The sequence below is a fragment of the Acidovorax sp. NO-1 genome (assembly GCF_000238595.1).
Classification (GTDB): Bacteria; Pseudomonadota; Gammaproteobacteria; order Burkholderiales; family Burkholderiaceae_C; genus Acidovorax.
Genome location: NZ_AGTS01000151.1, coordinates 18,158 through 33,663, shown reverse-complemented (window position 1 = coordinate 33,663; position 15,506 = coordinate 18,158). Strand labels below are relative to the sequence as shown.

At 66.6% G+C, this 15,506-nt stretch carries 14 protein-coding genes and 2 pseudogenes; 13 read left to right on the top strand and 3 right to left on the bottom strand.

The window, feature by feature from the left end:
• Window position 1: 1 nt before the first annotated feature.
• Window positions 2-439 carry a thioredoxin TrxC gene (gene trxC / locus KYG_RS22150; RefSeq protein ID WP_008907173.1) on the bottom strand — a complete coding sequence of 146 codons (438 nt, stop codon included), beginning with the start codon at window positions 437-439 and terminating at the stop codon, window positions 2-4.
• Between the two features lie 196 nt (window positions 440-635).
• Here trxC and otsB point away from each other — a divergent pair, with 196 nt between their 5' ends.
• Genes otsB through otsA form a run of 3 tightly spaced genes read left to right on the top strand, consistent with a single transcriptional unit; the run spans window position 636 to window position 4,629 of the window.
• A complete protein-coding gene (otsB, locus tag KYG_RS22145) occupies window positions 636-1,388 on the top strand; it encodes a trehalose-phosphatase (protein ID WP_008907172.1) in 753 nt (250 codons plus the stop codon).
• Window positions 1,385-3,190 (top strand): glycoside hydrolase family 15 protein, encoded by a 1,806-nt coding sequence (locus KYG_RS22140; protein ID WP_008907171.1) that lies wholly within the window; start codon window positions 1,385-1,387, stop codon window positions 3,188-3,190. The genes otsB and KYG_RS22140 overlap by 4 nt, the downstream gene beginning before the upstream one ends.
• Before the next feature lie 59 nt (window positions 3,191-3,249).
• Entirely contained in the window at window positions 3,250-4,629 is a 1,380-nt protein-coding gene (gene otsA, locus KYG_RS22135) for an alpha,alpha-trehalose-phosphate synthase (UDP-forming) (protein WP_008907170.1), read from the top strand.
• A 32-nt stretch (window positions 4,630-4,661) separates the two neighbouring features.
• Here otsA and KYG_RS22130 read toward each other — a convergent pair whose 3' ends face one another.
• Window positions 4,662-4,856: a DUF2905 domain-containing protein gene (locus tag KYG_RS22130; RefSeq protein ID WP_034695895.1), complete on the bottom strand. Its 195-nt coding sequence runs from the start codon at window positions 4,854-4,856 to the stop codon at window positions 4,662-4,664.
• Between the two features lie 80 nt (window positions 4,857-4,936).
• Between KYG_RS22130 and KYG_RS22125 the strand changes: the two genes are divergently transcribed.
• The 3 genes and pseudogenes from KYG_RS22125 (at window position 4,937) to KYG_RS22115 (ending at window position 7,667) form a co-directional block, all read left to right on the top strand.
• Complete coding sequence (locus KYG_RS22125) at window positions 4,937-6,343, top strand: ethanolamine ammonia-lyase subunit EutB (protein ID WP_008907168.1); 1,407 nt, start codon at window positions 4,937-4,939, stop codon at window positions 6,341-6,343.
• Window positions 6,340-7,121, top strand: a pseudogene (gene eutC / locus KYG_RS22120) (ethanolamine ammonia-lyase subunit EutC). Before KYG_RS22125 ends, eutC begins: the two are co-directional and overlap by 4 nt.
• Window positions 7,122-7,211: 90 nt before the next feature.
• Entirely contained in the window at window positions 7,212-7,667 is a 456-nt protein-coding gene (locus tag KYG_RS22115) for a GFA family protein (RefSeq protein ID WP_085942653.1), read from the top strand.
• Window positions 7,668-7,775: 108 nt separating this feature from the next.
• Here the strand turns inward: KYG_RS22115 and KYG_RS22110 are convergent, their stop codons facing one another.
• Window positions 7,776-8,906, bottom strand: a complete 1,131-nt coding sequence (locus KYG_RS22110) for a class I SAM-dependent methyltransferase (RefSeq protein WP_034695876.1) — start codon at window positions 8,904-8,906, stop codon at window positions 7,776-7,778.
• Between the two features lie 15 nt (window positions 8,907-8,921).
• On the opposite strand from KYG_RS22110, the gene KYG_RS22105 reads away from it, so the two are divergent.
• The 7 genes and pseudogenes from KYG_RS22105 (at window position 8,922) to KYG_RS22075 (ending at window position 15,429) form a co-directional block, all read left to right on the top strand.
• Window positions 8,922-9,707 carry an SDR family oxidoreductase gene (locus KYG_RS22105; RefSeq protein WP_008907164.1) on the top strand — a complete coding sequence of 262 codons (786 nt, stop codon included), beginning with the start codon at window positions 8,922-8,924 and terminating at the stop codon, window positions 9,705-9,707.
• A gap of 29 nt (window positions 9,708-9,736) precedes the next feature.
• Window positions 9,737-10,108, top strand: a complete 372-nt coding sequence (locus tag KYG_RS22100; protein WP_008907163.1) for a dihydroneopterin aldolase — start codon at window positions 9,737-9,739, stop codon at window positions 10,106-10,108.
• Window positions 10,109-10,112: 4 nt separating this feature from the next.
• On the top strand, window positions 10,113-11,081 hold the full coding sequence (gene ttcA, locus KYG_RS22095) for a tRNA 2-thiocytidine(32) synthetase TtcA (protein ID WP_008907162.1): 969 nt from the start codon (window positions 10,113-10,115) through the stop codon (window positions 11,079-11,081).
• 56 nt (window positions 11,082-11,137) lie between these two features.
• Window positions 11,138-11,731, top strand: a complete 594-nt coding sequence (locus tag KYG_RS22090; RefSeq protein WP_008907161.1) for a DUF4136 domain-containing protein — start codon at window positions 11,138-11,140, stop codon at window positions 11,729-11,731.
• A gap of 25 nt (window positions 11,732-11,756) precedes the next feature.
• Entirely contained in the window at window positions 11,757-12,398 is a 642-nt protein-coding gene (locus tag KYG_RS22085) for a histidine phosphatase family protein (protein ID WP_008907160.1), read from the top strand.
• A complete protein-coding gene (locus tag KYG_RS22080; RefSeq protein ID WP_008907159.1) occupies window positions 12,382-13,551 on the top strand; it encodes a DSD1 family PLP-dependent enzyme in 1,170 nt (389 codons plus the stop codon). The genes KYG_RS22085 and KYG_RS22080 overlap by 17 nt, the downstream gene beginning before the upstream one ends.
• A 37-nt stretch (window positions 13,552-13,588) precedes the next feature.
• A pseudogene (locus KYG_RS22075) lies at window positions 13,589-15,429 on the top strand (lysoplasmalogenase family protein).
• Window positions 15,430-15,506 lie beyond the last annotated feature (77 nt).

Here is a 15,506-nt window from a genome sequence, read left to right as displayed (position 1 = left end):
ATCAACCTGCGGTGGTACGCACCCAGCGCACGATGTCTGCAGCCCCCAGCGCGCCGGAAATGCGCGCCACCTCGCGTCCCTGCTGGAACAGGATCATGGTCGGAATACTGCTGATGGCATAGCGCGCCGCGATGGCCTGCTGGTCTTCGGTATTGAGCTTGGCCAGGCGCACACGGGGCTCCAGCTCGCGGGCCGCCTGCGCAAACGCAGGCGCCATCTGGCGGCAGGGTCCGCACCACGGAGCCCAGAAGTCCACCAGCACCGGGATGTGACTGCGCGCCACGTGTTTGTCAAAGCTGGTGGCATCAAGCTCCAGCGGCGCGCCAGCAAAGAGGTGCTGGTGGCACTTGCCGCAATCAGGCGCGCTGCCCAAGTCGGCACTCTGCACGCGATTGGTGGTGTGGCAATGGGGGCAGACAATGTGCAGTGCTTCGGTCATGGGCGGTAATCAGAAACGGGGGTGACAGGCACCCGGTGGTTTGCAGATGGCACCGCGCTCCCTGAATTTCAAGGCGTGACGCACCCCGCAATGAACCCTGGTGGGCCGGTGCCTTCCCCCAGCCAGCACGCCATCCACCGCGAGGAAACACCCTTGCCCCGCAGTCAGTTTCGCCGTGTCTGCTAAGGTTTGGCCCATGCAGCTGCTCCCACAATTGACAACGGCGCATGCGCTTTTCCTGGATTTCGACGGCACGCTCACCGAGCTGGCGCCCCGCCCTGAGGCGGTGCGCGTCGCCTCGGGGCTGGTTCCCACACTGTCATCGTTGCATGCCCACCTGGGCGGCGCGCTGGCCATCGTGACGGGCCGGCCCGAGGCCGATATTGACGGATTTCTGGCGCCTCTGCGCTTGCCGCTGGCCAGTGAGCACGGCGCGCAATACCGCCTTGACGACATCTCGCGGCCTGCGATTTCACCGCCCGACCTGGCGCCCGTTCTGCAGGCCGCCCACGCCCTCGCCGCACGCCACCCGGGGTTGCTGGTAGAGCACAAGCGGGTGAGCGTGGCCCTGCACTACCGCCAGGCCCACCATCTGGAGGCCCTGTGCCACGATGCGCTGACCAGTGCCATGCAGCACGTGGAAGGCGTAGAGCTTTTGCGCGGCAAGTGCGTGTTCGAGGTGAAGCCACGCGGCGTGCACAAAGGCCGGGCCATCACCGATTTCATGACCCAGACGCCGTTCGCAGGGCGAATTCCGGTGTTCGTGGGCGACGACGTCACCGACGAGGCGGGCTTTGCCGCCGTGCAGGCGCTGGGCGGCTGGGGCATCAAGGTGGGCGAGGGCCCGACCATGGCGCAACACCGTTGCATGACGCCCGCCGCATTGCGGGGCTGGCTCTCGGCCGCGCGCACCCACTGGAACCCACCGCAACCGGAGCGAAACCGATGAATACCGCCGCCCACGACCCCCAAGCGGGCTCGCTCAACCTCGGGATGATCGGCAACTGCGCCATCAGTGCACTGATTGACGACCACGCCCGCATGGTGTGGTGCTGCCTGCCCCGTTTTGACGGCGACCCGGTGTTCAACGCCCTGCTGCAGCCTGGCGAAGAAGGCAGCCACTTCGCCATCGAACTCGAAGACCTGGCCTCGGCCCACCAGTGGTACGAGCCCAACACCGCCATCCTGCGCACGCAGCTGTTTGACAAGGCTGGGCATGGGGTGGAGATCACCGACTTCGCGCCGCGCTTTTACAGCCGCTCGCGCTACTTTCGGCCCATGACGCTGGTGCGCCGCGTGCGCCCCATCCAGGGCGCGCCGCGCATCCGGGTGGCGCTCAAGGTGCGCTACGACTGGGGGCAGACGCCACCCGAGATCACGCGCGGCAGCAACCACATCCGCTACGAGGGCGAGAGCATGACGCTGCGCCTGTCCACCGACGCGCCGGTCTCGCACGTGCTGTCGGGCCAGGCGTTTGTGCTCACAACCGAACACAACTTTCTGCTGGGCGCTGACGAAACGCTGGTGGACGGCATTGCCGACACCGCCCGCCTTTTCGAGCAGGAGACCACGGCCTACTGGCGCAGCTGGAGCCGCGCCCTGGCCATTCCGCTGGAGTGGCAGGAGGCCGTGATCCGCGCGGCCATCACGCTCAAGCTTTCGCTGTACGAAGACACCGGCGCCATCGTGGCCGCCATGACCACCAGCATCCCCGAGTCGGCCCACAGTGGGCGGAACTGGGACTACCGCTACTGCTGGCTGCGCGATGCGTTTTTTGTCGTGCGCGCGCTCAACAGCATCTCCGAGGTGGGCACCATGGAGGACTACCTGCGCTGGCTGAGCAACGTGGTGGTCGAAGGCGGCGACGGCCACATCCAGCCGCTGTATGGCATCGGGCTGGAGAAAGACCTGCCCGAGAGTTTGGTGCCGCAGCTGGCGGGCTACCGGGGCATGGGCCCGGTGCGGGTGGGCAACCAGGCGGCCGAGCATTTTCAGCACGACGTGTACGGCAACATCGTGCTGGGCGCCGCCCAGGCCTTCCACGACCACCGCCTGCTGCACCGCGCAGGCCTGGCCGAATTCACCCGGCTGGAGCAGGTGGGCGAGAACGCGGTGCGCGTGTATGGCCAGCCCGACGCGGGCATGTGGGAGCTCCGCACGCGCGCCCGGGTGCACACCTCGTCGGCCCTGATGAGCTGGGCGGCCTGTGACCGTTTGGCCAAGATCGCCGCCACGCTGCAGCTGGCCGACCGCGCCAGCCACTGGCAGCAGCATGCGGACCGCATGCGTGCCGAAATCCTCGAAAAATCATGGAGCGAAGCGCGCCAGGCCTTTGCCGAGAGTTTTGGTGGCCATGAGCTCGATGCCAGCGTGCTGCTGATGGCAGAAGTGGGCCTCATCGACCCGAAAGACCCGCGCTTTGTGAGCACGGTGGAGGCCATGGAAAAAAGCCTGTGCGACGGCCCCTACATGCGCCGCTACGAGGCGGCTGACGACTTCGGCAAACCCGAGACGGCCTTCAACATCTGCACCTTCTGGCGCATCGACGCGCTGGCGCGCATTGGCCGCAAGGCCGAGGCACGGGCCATCTTCGAGACCATGCTCGCCGCGCGCAACCCGCTCGGCCTGCTGTCGGAAGACACGCACCCCGAAACCCGCGAGATGTGGGGCAACTTCCCGCAAACGTACTCGATGGTGGGCGTGATCAATGCCGCCGTGCGCCTGTCGGCGCCGTGGGACAGCGTGATTTGAGCGTGGTTTGCGGCGGCGTCCGACACCGCGCCACGGCTTGTTACAAGGATGATTGAAGGATGAGCAGACTTGTCGTGATTTCCAACCGTGTCGCAGACCCCCGCAAACCGGCCGCTGGCGGCCTTGCGGTGGCACTGGGCGAAGCCCTGAACCAGACGGGGGGCCTGTGGTTTGGATGGAGCGGCACCGTGGTGGAAGACGGTACCCCGGGTGAGGGCGAGTTGCACACCCGCCACGCCGGTGCCGTCACCCTGGCCACCGTGGACCTTTGCCGTGATGACCATGACAGCTACTACCACGGCTACAGCAACAGCGTGCTGTGGCCGGTGTTCCACTACCGCCTCGATCTCGCAGACTTCAACGCCAGCTATATCGCAGGCTACCGGCGCGTCAACAAGATGTTTGCGCGCAAGCTGCTGCCGCTGCTGCGCGACGACGATGTGATCTGGGTGCACGACTACCACCTGATCCCGCTGGCCGCCGAGCTGCGCGCCATGGGCTGCAAACAGCGCATCGGGTTCTTTCTGCACATCCCCATGCCGCCGCCGCTCATCATGGCGGCCATCCCGCAACACGAGTGGCTGATGCGCTCATTGTTTGCCTACGACCTGGTGGGCCTGCAGAGCGAGGCCGATGTGGCGCACTTCAAGCGCTATGTGCGCAACGAGGGCAGCGCCGAGGAGGTGGACGACAAGCGAGTGCGTGCGTTTGGCGCCACGGTGGCGGTGCAGGCCTTTCCCATCGGCATCGATGTGGATGAGTTCATGCGCCTGACCGCCGCGCCCGACGCGGTGGAAACCTTCGAGAAGATGCGCGGCGAATACTCGCGGCGGCGCCTCCTGCTCGGCATCGACCGGCTCGACTACTCCAAGGGCATCCCGCACCGCGTGCGCGCGTTTCGCGAGCTGCTGGACCGCTACCCCGAGAACCGCAACAGCGCCACACTCATCATGATCGCCTCGCCCACACGGGACGACGTGCACGCGTATGCCGACCTGCGCCAGGAGCTTGAAGGGCTGTGCGGATCTGTCAACGGAGACTATGGCGAGCTCGACTGGATGCCCGTGCGCTACATCCACCGCATGGTCGCGCGCAAACGCGTGCCCGGCCTGTGCCGCGCGGCATCGGTGGGGCTGGTGACGCCGCTGCGCGACGGCATGAACCTGGTGGCCAAGGAATACGTGGTGGCACAGGACGCGGACGACCCCGGCGTGCTGGTGCTGTCGCGCTTTGCGGGTGCGGCCGAGCAGCTCAAGGAAGCGCTGCTGGTCAACCCCTACGATACGCAGGGCATGGCCGACACCATCCAGCTGGCGCTGCAAATGCCGCTGGTGGAGCGGCAGGCGCGTCACCAGAAACTCATGGCGCGTATCCGCCAGCACGACGTGCACTGGTGGCGCAAGACCTTTCTGAGCGCCCTGCAAAATTCAGAGGAATAACAGGCGGGCAGGTACCATGCTGCGGGCGGGGTTCAAAGCCACTTCACCAGAAGGCTGAGGACGAAGCTCAGTAGCAGCGTGGACGCCACCGGCACATCCCAGTCGCGCCCCAGCCAGCGAAACCGCAGATCTCCCGGCAGGCGCCCAAACCCCATGCGCCGTAAAAAGGGCGACAGCCAGCTGATCAGCATCAGGGCCAGGAAGATGACGAGGAACCAGCGGATCATGGTGGGCCAAGTGTAGGTGCAGGCGTGTGCCGCCCCCCAGAGCAGGACCACCGCTACCATGGCAGTTGCGAGGAGGATCCATGGACTGCTCCAGCCGTTACCAGCACGCCGCCGCCGGCCACCGCTGGCAGTTTGCTGACCTGCGCGACCTGATGGCCAAGGCGACGCCGCTGCGATCGGGCGATGCACTGGCGGGCCTGGCTGCCGCCAGCGCGGTGGAGCGTATGGCCGCCCGCATGGCGCTGGCAGAGGTGCCACTCACGACCTTCCTGAACGAGGCGCTGGTCCCGTATGAACGCGACGAGGTCACGCGCCTCATCCTCGACACGCACGATGCCGCTGCATTCGCACCCATTGCGCACCTCACTGTCGGCGACTTTCGAAATTGGCTGCTGGCGCACGAAACCGACAGCGCCACCCTCGCCGCCGTGGCGCCCGGCATCACGCCCGAGATGGCCGCCGCCGTGAGCAAGCTCATGCGCAACCAGGACCTGATCGCCGTGGCGCGCAAGTCCCGCGTGGTTACGCGGTTTCGCAACACCATTGGCCTGCCCGGCCACCTGGCCGTTCGGCTGCAGCCCAACCACCCCACGGACGACCTGCGCGGCATCGCGGCCTCGATGATCGACGGGCTGCTGTATGGCGCGGGCGATGCGGTGATCGGCGTGAACCCGGCGACGGACAGCATCACCGCGCTGAACGAGCTGGTTCACATGCTGAACGACGTGATCGAGCGGCTGGGCATTCCCACGCAGTCTTGCGTGCTCACGCATGTGACCAACACCCTCCAGATGATCGAGCAGGGCGCGCCGGTGGACCTGGTGTTCCAGTCGATTGCGGGTACCGAAGCGGCCAACGCGAGCTTTGGCATTTCGCTCGCACTGCTGCAGGAAGCACGCGATGCGGCGCTGTCGCTGCGCCGTGGAACCCTGGGCAACAACGTGATGTATTTCGAAACCGGCCAGGGCAGCGCCCTGTCGGCCAACGCACACCACGGCGTAGACCAGCAGACCTGCGAGGCGCGGGCGTACGGTGTGGCCCGGGCGTTCTCGCCGTTGCTGACCAACACGGTGGTCGGCTTTATCGGCCCCGAGTACCTGTACGACGGCAAACAGATCATTCGCGCGGGCCTGGAAGACCATTTCTGCGGCAAGCTGCTGGGTGTGCCGCTGGGCTGCGATGTTTGCTACACCAACCACGCCGAGGCCGACTCGGACGACATGGACACGCTGATGACGCTGCTGGGCACGGCGGGCCTGACCTTCATGATGGGCGTGCCGGGGGCGGACGACATCATGCTCAACTACCAGAGCACGTCGTTTCATGATGCCCTGTACCTGCGCGAGGTGCTGGGCCTGCGGTGTGCGCCCGAGTTCGATGCCTGGCTGCAGCGCATGCAGATCACGGATGCTGGCGGGCGGTTGTTGCCGGCCAACGCACACCACCCCGCGCTGGCGCAGATGCGGCAACTGAGGTTTGGCGCATGACATACGACCATGCACCACATGGCATGCGACCCGACCCCTGGGACGACCTGCGCGCCCACACCCAGGCACGCGTGGCGCTGGGGCGCGCGGGCGCAGCGCTGCCCACGGCCGAGCTGCTGCGCTTTGGGTTGGCGCATGCGCAGGCGCGCGATGCCGTGCACGTGCCGCTGGACGCACCAGCGTTGGCCACCCAACTCCAGGCCCTGGGCAACGCCACGCGCCTGGTACACAGCGCCGCGCCAGACCGCGCCACCTATTTGCTGCGCCCCGACCTGGGCCGACGCCTGTCCGACGCGGACGCGCAGGCATTGCGGGACGAAGCGGGCGACGGCGCTGAGACCGTAGATCTGCTGGTGGTGGTGGCCGATGGCCTTTCGTCCCTGGCCGTGGCGCGACACGCGCCGCCGCTGATCGACGCGATTCGCCAGCAAGCGCCCGCACCTTGGACACTGGGGCCGGTGGTGATCGCCCAGCAGGCGCGCGTGGCGCTGGGCGACGAGGTGGGCGCGCTGCTCGGAGCACGCCTGGTGGCGGTGTTGATCGGCGAGCGGCCGGGACTGAGCTCGCCCGATAGCCTGGGCATCTACCTGACCTGGCACCCGCAGGTGGGCCGCCACGACGCTGAACGCAATTGCATCTCCAACGTGCGGCGCGAGGGCCTGGCGCCCCCGCCGCGGCGGCGCGGCTGTGGTGGCTGTGCCAGGAGGCGCAGCGCCTGCAGCTCACGGGGGTACAGCTCAAGGACCGCAGCGATGCACTGGCCATCAATAGCTCATAGCCATGCCAAACATGTCATCGAAGCCTGGTCGGTAGCACGGGACGCTGTCCGCTGGCGCCATGGCAATCCATCCATGAAAATCCGCTCGTTATGACCGAAAAATCTCCAGACGACCGTCCCCTCCACCAAGCGGCATGCCACTGTGGGACCGTCCGATTCACTCTGCGATTGGCCGATGGCCTGCGGACCGCGCGACGGTGCAACTGCTCCTATTGCAGCATGCGCGGGGCGGTGGCGGTCTCTGCGGACTTGAACGACATCCACGTGACCCAGGGGCAAGAAGCTCTCGCGCTCTACCAGTTCAACACGGGCGAGGCCAAACACTACTTCTGCGCGAAGTGCGGCATCTACACCTTCCACCAGCGCCGCTCCAACCATCACCAGTACGGAGTCAATGTCGCGTGCATCGAGGGCATGAGCCCTTTCGATTTTGCAGAGGTTCCGGTTTCCGAAGGCCGAAGCCACCCCAAGGACCGTGCCGACGGCGCTTCAATCACCGCGGGCTGGTTGCGCTATGAAGCCAACCCTCTGGCGCCGGGCATCTGAAACGCCCTCATGCAGATGCGCAGCCCCCAGCCGGGCTCACACCCCCTTGGTGTCCTGAAGATCAAAAAGGGCTTGCGGGCGATGGGGCGGCACGGCCTGCAGCACGCATCACAACCGGTGCGACCGGTCCCCGTGCACAAACCCCATCGGCTCCCAGGGCTCGCCGGCGCCCACGGCCAGCACCTTGAACAGCTCGCCCATCTCGTGCTCCATGATCAATTTGGCCGCTGTCGCCCGCCCCTCTTGCGGCAATAGCTCCATTTTTGATAGCAATCCGCAGTTGATGAGGAAATGCGCCTGCGTGGTGTAGCCCAGCACATTCAGGCCCGCCTCCTGCGCGGCCAGCGCCATGGCGGTGAAGTTGACGTGGGCGGTGATGTCCTTGAGCCCCACCGCCACCAGCGGGTCGCCATCGGCCAGGTGGCCCTGGTGGCACATCACGGTGCCCATGTGGCGCTGGGGGTGGTAGTACTCGTCTTCGCCAAAACCGTAGTCCAGCAGGAAAGCCGCACCGCGCGTGAGCCGGTCGGCCAGCATGCGCATGAAGCCTTCGCCCTGGGCATGGATCTCGGTCAGGTAGTCCTGCGGGCCTTCGATGTCGATGGGCGGGCGCAGGTCGGTGGGGCGGTCGGCCCAGGCAAAGCTGCCGTCGTCCTGTACCACCACGCCGCGCTCATGCCAACCATCACCGTCTTTGCCGCCATGCTGCCCGCCGTGGCGCGCGAGCAGCTGCACGGGCATGGCGTCCAGGACCTCGTTGCCCACCACCACCCCGCTGAACTTTTCGGGCAAAGCATCCACCCAGCGCAGCTTGTGGGCATGCGCCACCAGTCTGGCCTGCTGGCGCGCGCGCAGGCTGCCCGACAGATCGACGATGGTGTAGCGCTGCACCTGGTCGCCCAGCGTTTCCAGCAGCTGCAGCGCCAGCGCGCCGGAGCCCGCGCCAAACTCCCAGACCTCGTCGGTCCCGGTCTGCGCCAGGGCCTCGCCCACCTGCACGGCCAGCGTATGGCCGAACAGGGGAGTCATCTCGGGCGCGGTCACAAAGTCGCTGCCGGACTCGGGCATGGCGCCGAATTTGGTGGAATCGTTGGCGTAGTAGCCCAGGCCGGGCGTGTACAGGGCCAAGGCCATGAAGCGGTCAAAACCCAGCCATCCGCCCTCGGCGGCAATGGCCTGGGTGATGTGCAGGTGCAGGGCGGTCGTTAAACTGTCGGGTCTTTGGGTCACGGCCCGCATTGTCTCCCAGCCCACATGCCAACTCCCTCCCACCCACGCACCGTTCTGGTCACAGGCGCTGCCAAGCGCCTGGGCCGCAGCATTGCGCTGGCCCTGGCGGCGGGTGGCTGGCAGGTGGCGGTGCACTACCGATCGTCCGAGCAGGACGCTATCGATACGGTAGCTGCTTGCGCTCAACTGACAAGCGCTAGCGCCCATTTTGATGCTGATTTTGAGGATGAGGCTGCGGTGCGCGGCCTGTTGCCCCGCGTGGTGGCGCACTTTGGCCGTGTGGATGCGGTGGTCAACAGCGCCTCGTTGTTCGAGCATGACAACGCCGCCACCTTTGGTTTTGCCGCGCTCGAAAAGCACCTGCGCAGCAACACCGCCGCGCCGGTGCTGCTGGCGCAGGCGCTGCACCAGCATGTGGCCGACCGCGTGGCTGCCGGCGAGGCCGACGCGCAGGGCGCCGTGGTCAACCTGCTGGACCAGAAGCTCTGGAACCAGAACCCCGACTTCATGAGCTACACGCTCTCCAAGGCGGCGCTGGAGGCCGCCGGCACCATGCTGGCAATGGCCCTCGCGCCGCGCGTGCGGGTGGTGGGCGTGGCGCCGGGCCTCACGCTGACCAGCCACATGCTCAGCGACGAAAAGTTCGCGCAACTGCACGCGCTCTCCCCGCTGGGCCGCTCGTCCACCGCCGAGGACGTGGCCGCTACGGTCAAATTCGCGCTGGAGAACCGCTCCATCACCGGCACCACGCTGCTGGTCGATGGCGGCCAGCACCTGATGAAGTTTGACCGCGATTTTTCGTTGATGTGAACGCCCGTTGTTCGCCCCAGGACCTTTTCATGACCACCGCTGCAGGCACCCAGATCCTCACGCTCACCGGTTTGCGCTTTGACGCCAACCTGGGCATCCTCGACCACGAAAAGACCGACCCCCAGCCCATCCAGGTCGATGCCGAACTGAGCCTGGGCGTGCAGCCGCTGGCCCCGCGCGACGACGACATCGGCCATGTGCTGGACTACCGCCGTGTGCGCCAGATCATCATCGACGAGTGCACGGCCGAGCATGTGAACCTGCTGGAGAGCCTGATCGGCAAGCTGGCCAACCGCCTGATGCAACTGCCCGGCGTGCTGGGCGTGCGGGTGAAGATTGCCAAACTCGAAATTTTTGACGACTGCGAAGTGGCCATTCGCATTGAGACAGGACAGTGGTGACCCTATGAGCGCAGTATTGAATGAAGCCCCAAACTCAGCCCAATCCACTGGCTGGACGGAGGAAAGCACCGAAGCCACCAGCGGCGCCGCCCGCATGAAGATTGAGCGCGAAACCCACAAGCTGGAAAAGCGCCTGTGCCGCGAAGTGGGCAAGGCCATCGTCGACTTCAACATGATCGAAGAAGGCGACAAGGTGATGGTGTGCATGTCCGGCGGCAAGGACAGCTATGCGCTGCTGGACATCCTGCTCAAGCTCAAGGCCCGCGCGCCCATCCACTTTGACCTGGTGGCCGTCAACCTGGACCAGAAACAGCCGGGCTTTCCCGAGCATGTGCTGCCCGAGTACCTGGCCAGCACCGGCGTGCCCTTCCACATCGAGAACGAAGACACCTACAGCATCGTCAAGAAGCTGATCCCCGAGGGCAAGACCACCTGTAGCCTGTGCAGCCGCCTGCGCCGGGGCATTCTGTACCGCGTGGCCGATGAGCTGGGCTGCACCAAGATCGCGCTAGGCCACCACCGCGATGACATCCTGCAGACGCTGCTGCTCAACATGTTCTTTGGCGGCAAGATGAAGAGCATGCCCCCCAAGCTGGTGAGCGACGACGGCAAACATGTGGTGATCCGCCCGCTGGCCTACGTGGCCGAGAAAGACACCGCCCGCTGGGCCGCGCACCGCAACTTCCCCATCATCCCCTGCAACCTGTGCGGCAGCCAGGAGAACCTGCAGCGCAAGCAGGTGGGCGAGATGCTGCGCGAGTGGGAAAAGCGCTTCCCCGGCCGGGTGGAGAACATGTTCAACGCGCTGCAGAACGTGGTGCCCTCGCACCTGCTGGACGGCAGCCTGTACGACTTCAAGAACGCCAGGGCCACGGGCATTGCCAGCGAAGACGGCGACAAGGCGTTTGACAAGGAAGAGTTTGTGGCGCCGTCGCCTTCGCTGCCCGGCGTGCAGGTGGTGCAGCTGTCGTGAACCTTGGCAGAGCAGCGGCGCTCTGCCGGAGAACCTTTTTTCAGGAGGCTCTGACCATGACGCAACGCCGATGGATTCCCGCCCTGCTCCTGGGCCTCACAGCCGCCCTGCTCGCAGGCTGCAGCACCACCCGCGTGGTCGAAGGCCGGGTGCAGAGCTTCTCGACCCTGGCGGCCGCGCCGGCCCCCGCCACGTACCGCATCGAGCGCCTGCCCTCGCAGCAGGCCCCATCGTTTGACGCCATCGCCACGCTGGTCGAGCAGGCCCTGGCCCGCGCGGGCCTGCAGCGCGACGATGCCGCGCCCCGCCTGCTGGTGCAGCTGGGTGTGCAGGCCGACACCGTGCAGCGCCATGATCCCTACGGCCCCGACCACTGGGGCATGGGCGGCTGGTACGGCCGGGGCTGGGGCGTGCATGGCATGTTGCGCTTTGGGGCGCCCACACCCCTGTACCGGCGCACGGTCAGCGTCCTGATGCGCGATGCGCGGACCCAGGCCGTGGTGTACGAGACCTCGGCCGTGCACGAAGACGTGTGGGTGAGCGACCCGGCCGTCTATGGCGTGCTGTTCGACGCGGCACTCAACGGCTTTCCCCAACCGCCCCAGGGGCCACGGCAGGTGCGCCTTCCGCTGGTTCCTCCGGCACGCTAAGACTCCTGTCACATTCACCCGCTGCATGCACGCCACCCGCATCGTTGCCATCCGCCACGGCGAAACCGCCTGGAACGTGGACACCCGCATCCAGGGCCACCTGGACATTCCGCTCAACGACACCGGCCTGTGGCAGGCCGCCCAGGTCGCGCAGGCCCTGGGGGGCGAGCCGATTGCAGCCATCTACACCAGCGACCTGCGACGCGCCCATGCCACCGCCCAGGCCGTGGCCCGCACCACCGGCGCGCCTTTAATGACGGAGCCCGGCCTGCGCGAACGCAGCTTCGGGCACTTCCAGGGCCGCACGTTTGCCGAAATCGAGGCCGAGCTGCCCGAGGACGCACTGCGCTGGCGCAAGCGCGACCCCCACTACACCCCCGAAGGCGGCGAGTCCCTTGTCACCTTGCGTGACCGCATCGAACACACCGTGACCACCCTGGCGCAGCAGCATGTGGGCGAGCAGGTGGTGATGGTGGCGCATGGCGGCGTGCTCGACGTGCTGTACCGCCTAGCCACCCGCCAGGACATCCAGGCGCCGCGCACCTGGCAACTGGCCAACGCCGCCATCAACCGCCTGCTGTGGACGCCCGACGGCCTGACCCTGGTGGGTTGGGCAGACACCCAACATCTTGAACAGATCGTGCTGCGCGATGAAAACCACGCCTGAAGCCTTGCAGATGACCATTGGCCAGCGGGTCGACCAGATCGACACCCCTGCCGCCGTGGTGGACCTGGACGCCATGGACCGCAACATCCAGCGCATGGCCGACTTTGCACGCAAGCACCAGGTGCGCTGGCGCCCCCACGCCAAGATGCACAAAAGCGCCGAGCTGGCATTGCAACTGCAGCGCGCAGGCGCCCAGGGCGTGTGTGTGCAGAAGGTGGCCGAGGCCGAGGCGCTGGCCGCCGGTGGCGTGCATGACATCACCATCACCAACCAGATCATTGCCATGCCCAAACTGCACCGCGTGGCGCGGCTGGCCGCGCAGCTGGCGGCACGCGGCGGGCGCCTGGGCGTGGCCGTGGACCATGCAGAGGGCATTGAGCGCCTGGCCGAAGCCATGGCGCAATCCGGCAGCGATGCGGGCATCGACGTGCTGGTGGAGATCGACGTGGGCCAGGGCCGCTGCGGTGTGCCGCCGGGCGAAGCCGCCGTGCCGCTGGCGCTGGCCGTGTCCCGCAGCCCCCGCCTGCGGTTTGCGGGCCTGCAGGCGTACCACGGCCGCGCCCAGCACCTGGCTAGCAGCGTGGGCCGGCGCGAGACCATTGCGGCCGTGGTGCGCGCGGCAGACCACACGCGCCAGCTCATCGAAGCCGCCGGACTGCCCGTGCCGCTGATCACCGGCTCTGGCACCGGCACGCTAGTGCACGAGGCCGCCAGCGGCGTGTTTGGCGAGCTGCAGGCGGGCTCGTTTTTGTTCATGGACGCCGACTACGCGCGCAACGAGCGCGAGCCCGCCCAACCCGTGTTTGAACACGCCCTCTTCATCAAGACCCAGGTGGTGTCGGTGCGCGACACCCACGCGGTGTGTGACGCGGGCCACAAGAGCCACGCCATCGACTCGGGCCTGCCCACCGTGGCGCTGCTGTCCGAGGGCCGCGCCCTGCGCTATGCCAACGGCGGCGACGAGCACGGCCTGCTCTACGCGGCCGACCCCGAGGCCCGCCTGCCCAGCCTGGGGCACATGCTCTGGCTCATTCCCGGCCATTGCGACCCCACGGTGAATCTGCACGACTTCCTGATCGGCGTGCGCGGCGGTTTGCTGGACGGTGTGGTGGAGCGCATCATCAGGGTTGATGCCAGAGGCGCGCTGACCTGATTGGGGCAAGAATCGGTGGACTTTTTTGGTGTCCTCCATGAGCCCCAGCCAGATCATTGTCCTTGCGACCCCCGTCTTCTTTTTGCTGATCGCCATTGAACTGGCCATTGGCTACAAGCGCCAGCGCAACACCTACCGCCTGGCCGATGCCGTGAGCAGCATCAGTCTGGGCATGCTGAGCCAGACCAGTGCCGTGTTCACCCGGCTGCTGCGCATCGGCATCTACACGGCCCTGTTCGAGCATGTGGCGCTGTGGCGCAACGATGCGTTCTGGACCAGCCTGCCCGGCTGGCTGCTGGCACTGGTGTTCTACGACTTCTGCTACTACTGGCTGCCCCGCATGGGGCATGAATCAGCGGTGCTGTGGGCCGCGCACGCGGTGCACCACCAGAGTCAGGACTACAACCTCAGCACCGCGCTGCGGCAGACCAGCTCAGGCGCATTGCTGGGCTGGATTTTTTATGTGCCCATGGCGCTGGCGGGCGTGCCGCCACTGGTGTTTGCTGTGGTGGCGCTCATCGACCTGCTCTACCAGTTCTGGGTGCACACCGAGCAGGTGGGCAGGCTCGGCTGGTTCGACCGCTGGTTCTGCAGCCCCAGCAACCACCGGGTGCACCACGCAGTGAACGACGCCTACCTGGACAAGAACTACGGCGGCGTCCTGATCGTGTGGGACCGGATGTTCGGCACCTTCAAGGACGAGGACGCGTAGGAGAAATGCGTGTACGGCACGCGCGGCCTGCTCAACAGCTGGGACCCGCTGTGGGCCAACGCGCAGGTGTACGCGGGCCTCGCGCACGACAGCTGGCATGCGCGCAGCTGGGCAGACAAGCTGCGGGTGTGGATCAAGCCACCGGGCTGGCGCCCGGCCGATGTGGCAGAGCGGTTTCCCAAGCCCGCCTTCAGCATGGCGCAGATGCAGCTGTACCACCCGCCCATGTCGCGCGTGGTGCAGCGGTTTGCGCTGGTGCAGTTTGCGCTCATCCTCACAGGCGTGGCGGCCTTTTTGTGGCAGGCCGATGCGGCGCCACTCGCGCACAGCGCCGTGTGGTTTGCGGTGCTGCTGGTCAGCCAGTGGGCGCTGGGCGCGGTGATGCAGGGGCGCATTGGCATGCCGATGGCGCTGATGCTGCAAAGCGGCGCGCTGGCCACCGCCTCCAGCGCGCTGGGGCTCACGCAGTGGTACTGGTTGTTCAAGCCGCTGACGATGGTGATTGCTCTTGTTTTGGTAGCTGCTAGCGCATATCCATCAAGCGCCAGCAGCCGATTTAACTCCAAAACCCTGTGGCTTCTGCTGGCCGCGCTGGCCGGGTCGCTGGCGGGGGATGTGTTCCTCATGTTCCAGGGCTTCTTCATCCCCGGCCTGGTGAGTTTTCTGGTGGCGCACCTGTTTTACGTGGCGCTGTTCAAGAGCGGTCAGGCGTGGTTTCCGCACCGGGGCGCACTGGTCGCCACGCTGGGGGTGGGCGCGGCGATGTATGCCTTTTTGTGGGCGGGGGGCTGCCGCCTGCGTTGCGCGCCCCCGTGGCCGCCTACGTGCTGGTGATCGCGCTGATGGCCGCCCAGGCCATCGGGCGGGCCACCGCGCTGCGCGACACCCCTTCGCTGCTGGTGGCCATCGGCGCCGGGTTCTTCATGCTCAGCGATTCGCTGCTGGCCACCAACCGCTTCGTGATGCCGCTGCCGATGGCGCAGGTGTGGGTGCTGTCCACCTATTACGCTGCACAGGCATTGATCGTCGGCGGGTGGCTGGCACACCAGGCAGCGTCGCCTGCCATCGCCGCGCAGGCCACGCACACGGCCGGAGACAGGCGCACGCCCGTGCCCCGGGACGTGGCCCCGAGCGTCGCACCGGGCACGGCGGCGCGCTCTTCCTGATTTTCAGTCAAATCGGTCTCCAGCACTTTCACCATAAGCGCCAGCAGCTATTAATTCAGTAGCAAAACTGCTTGCGC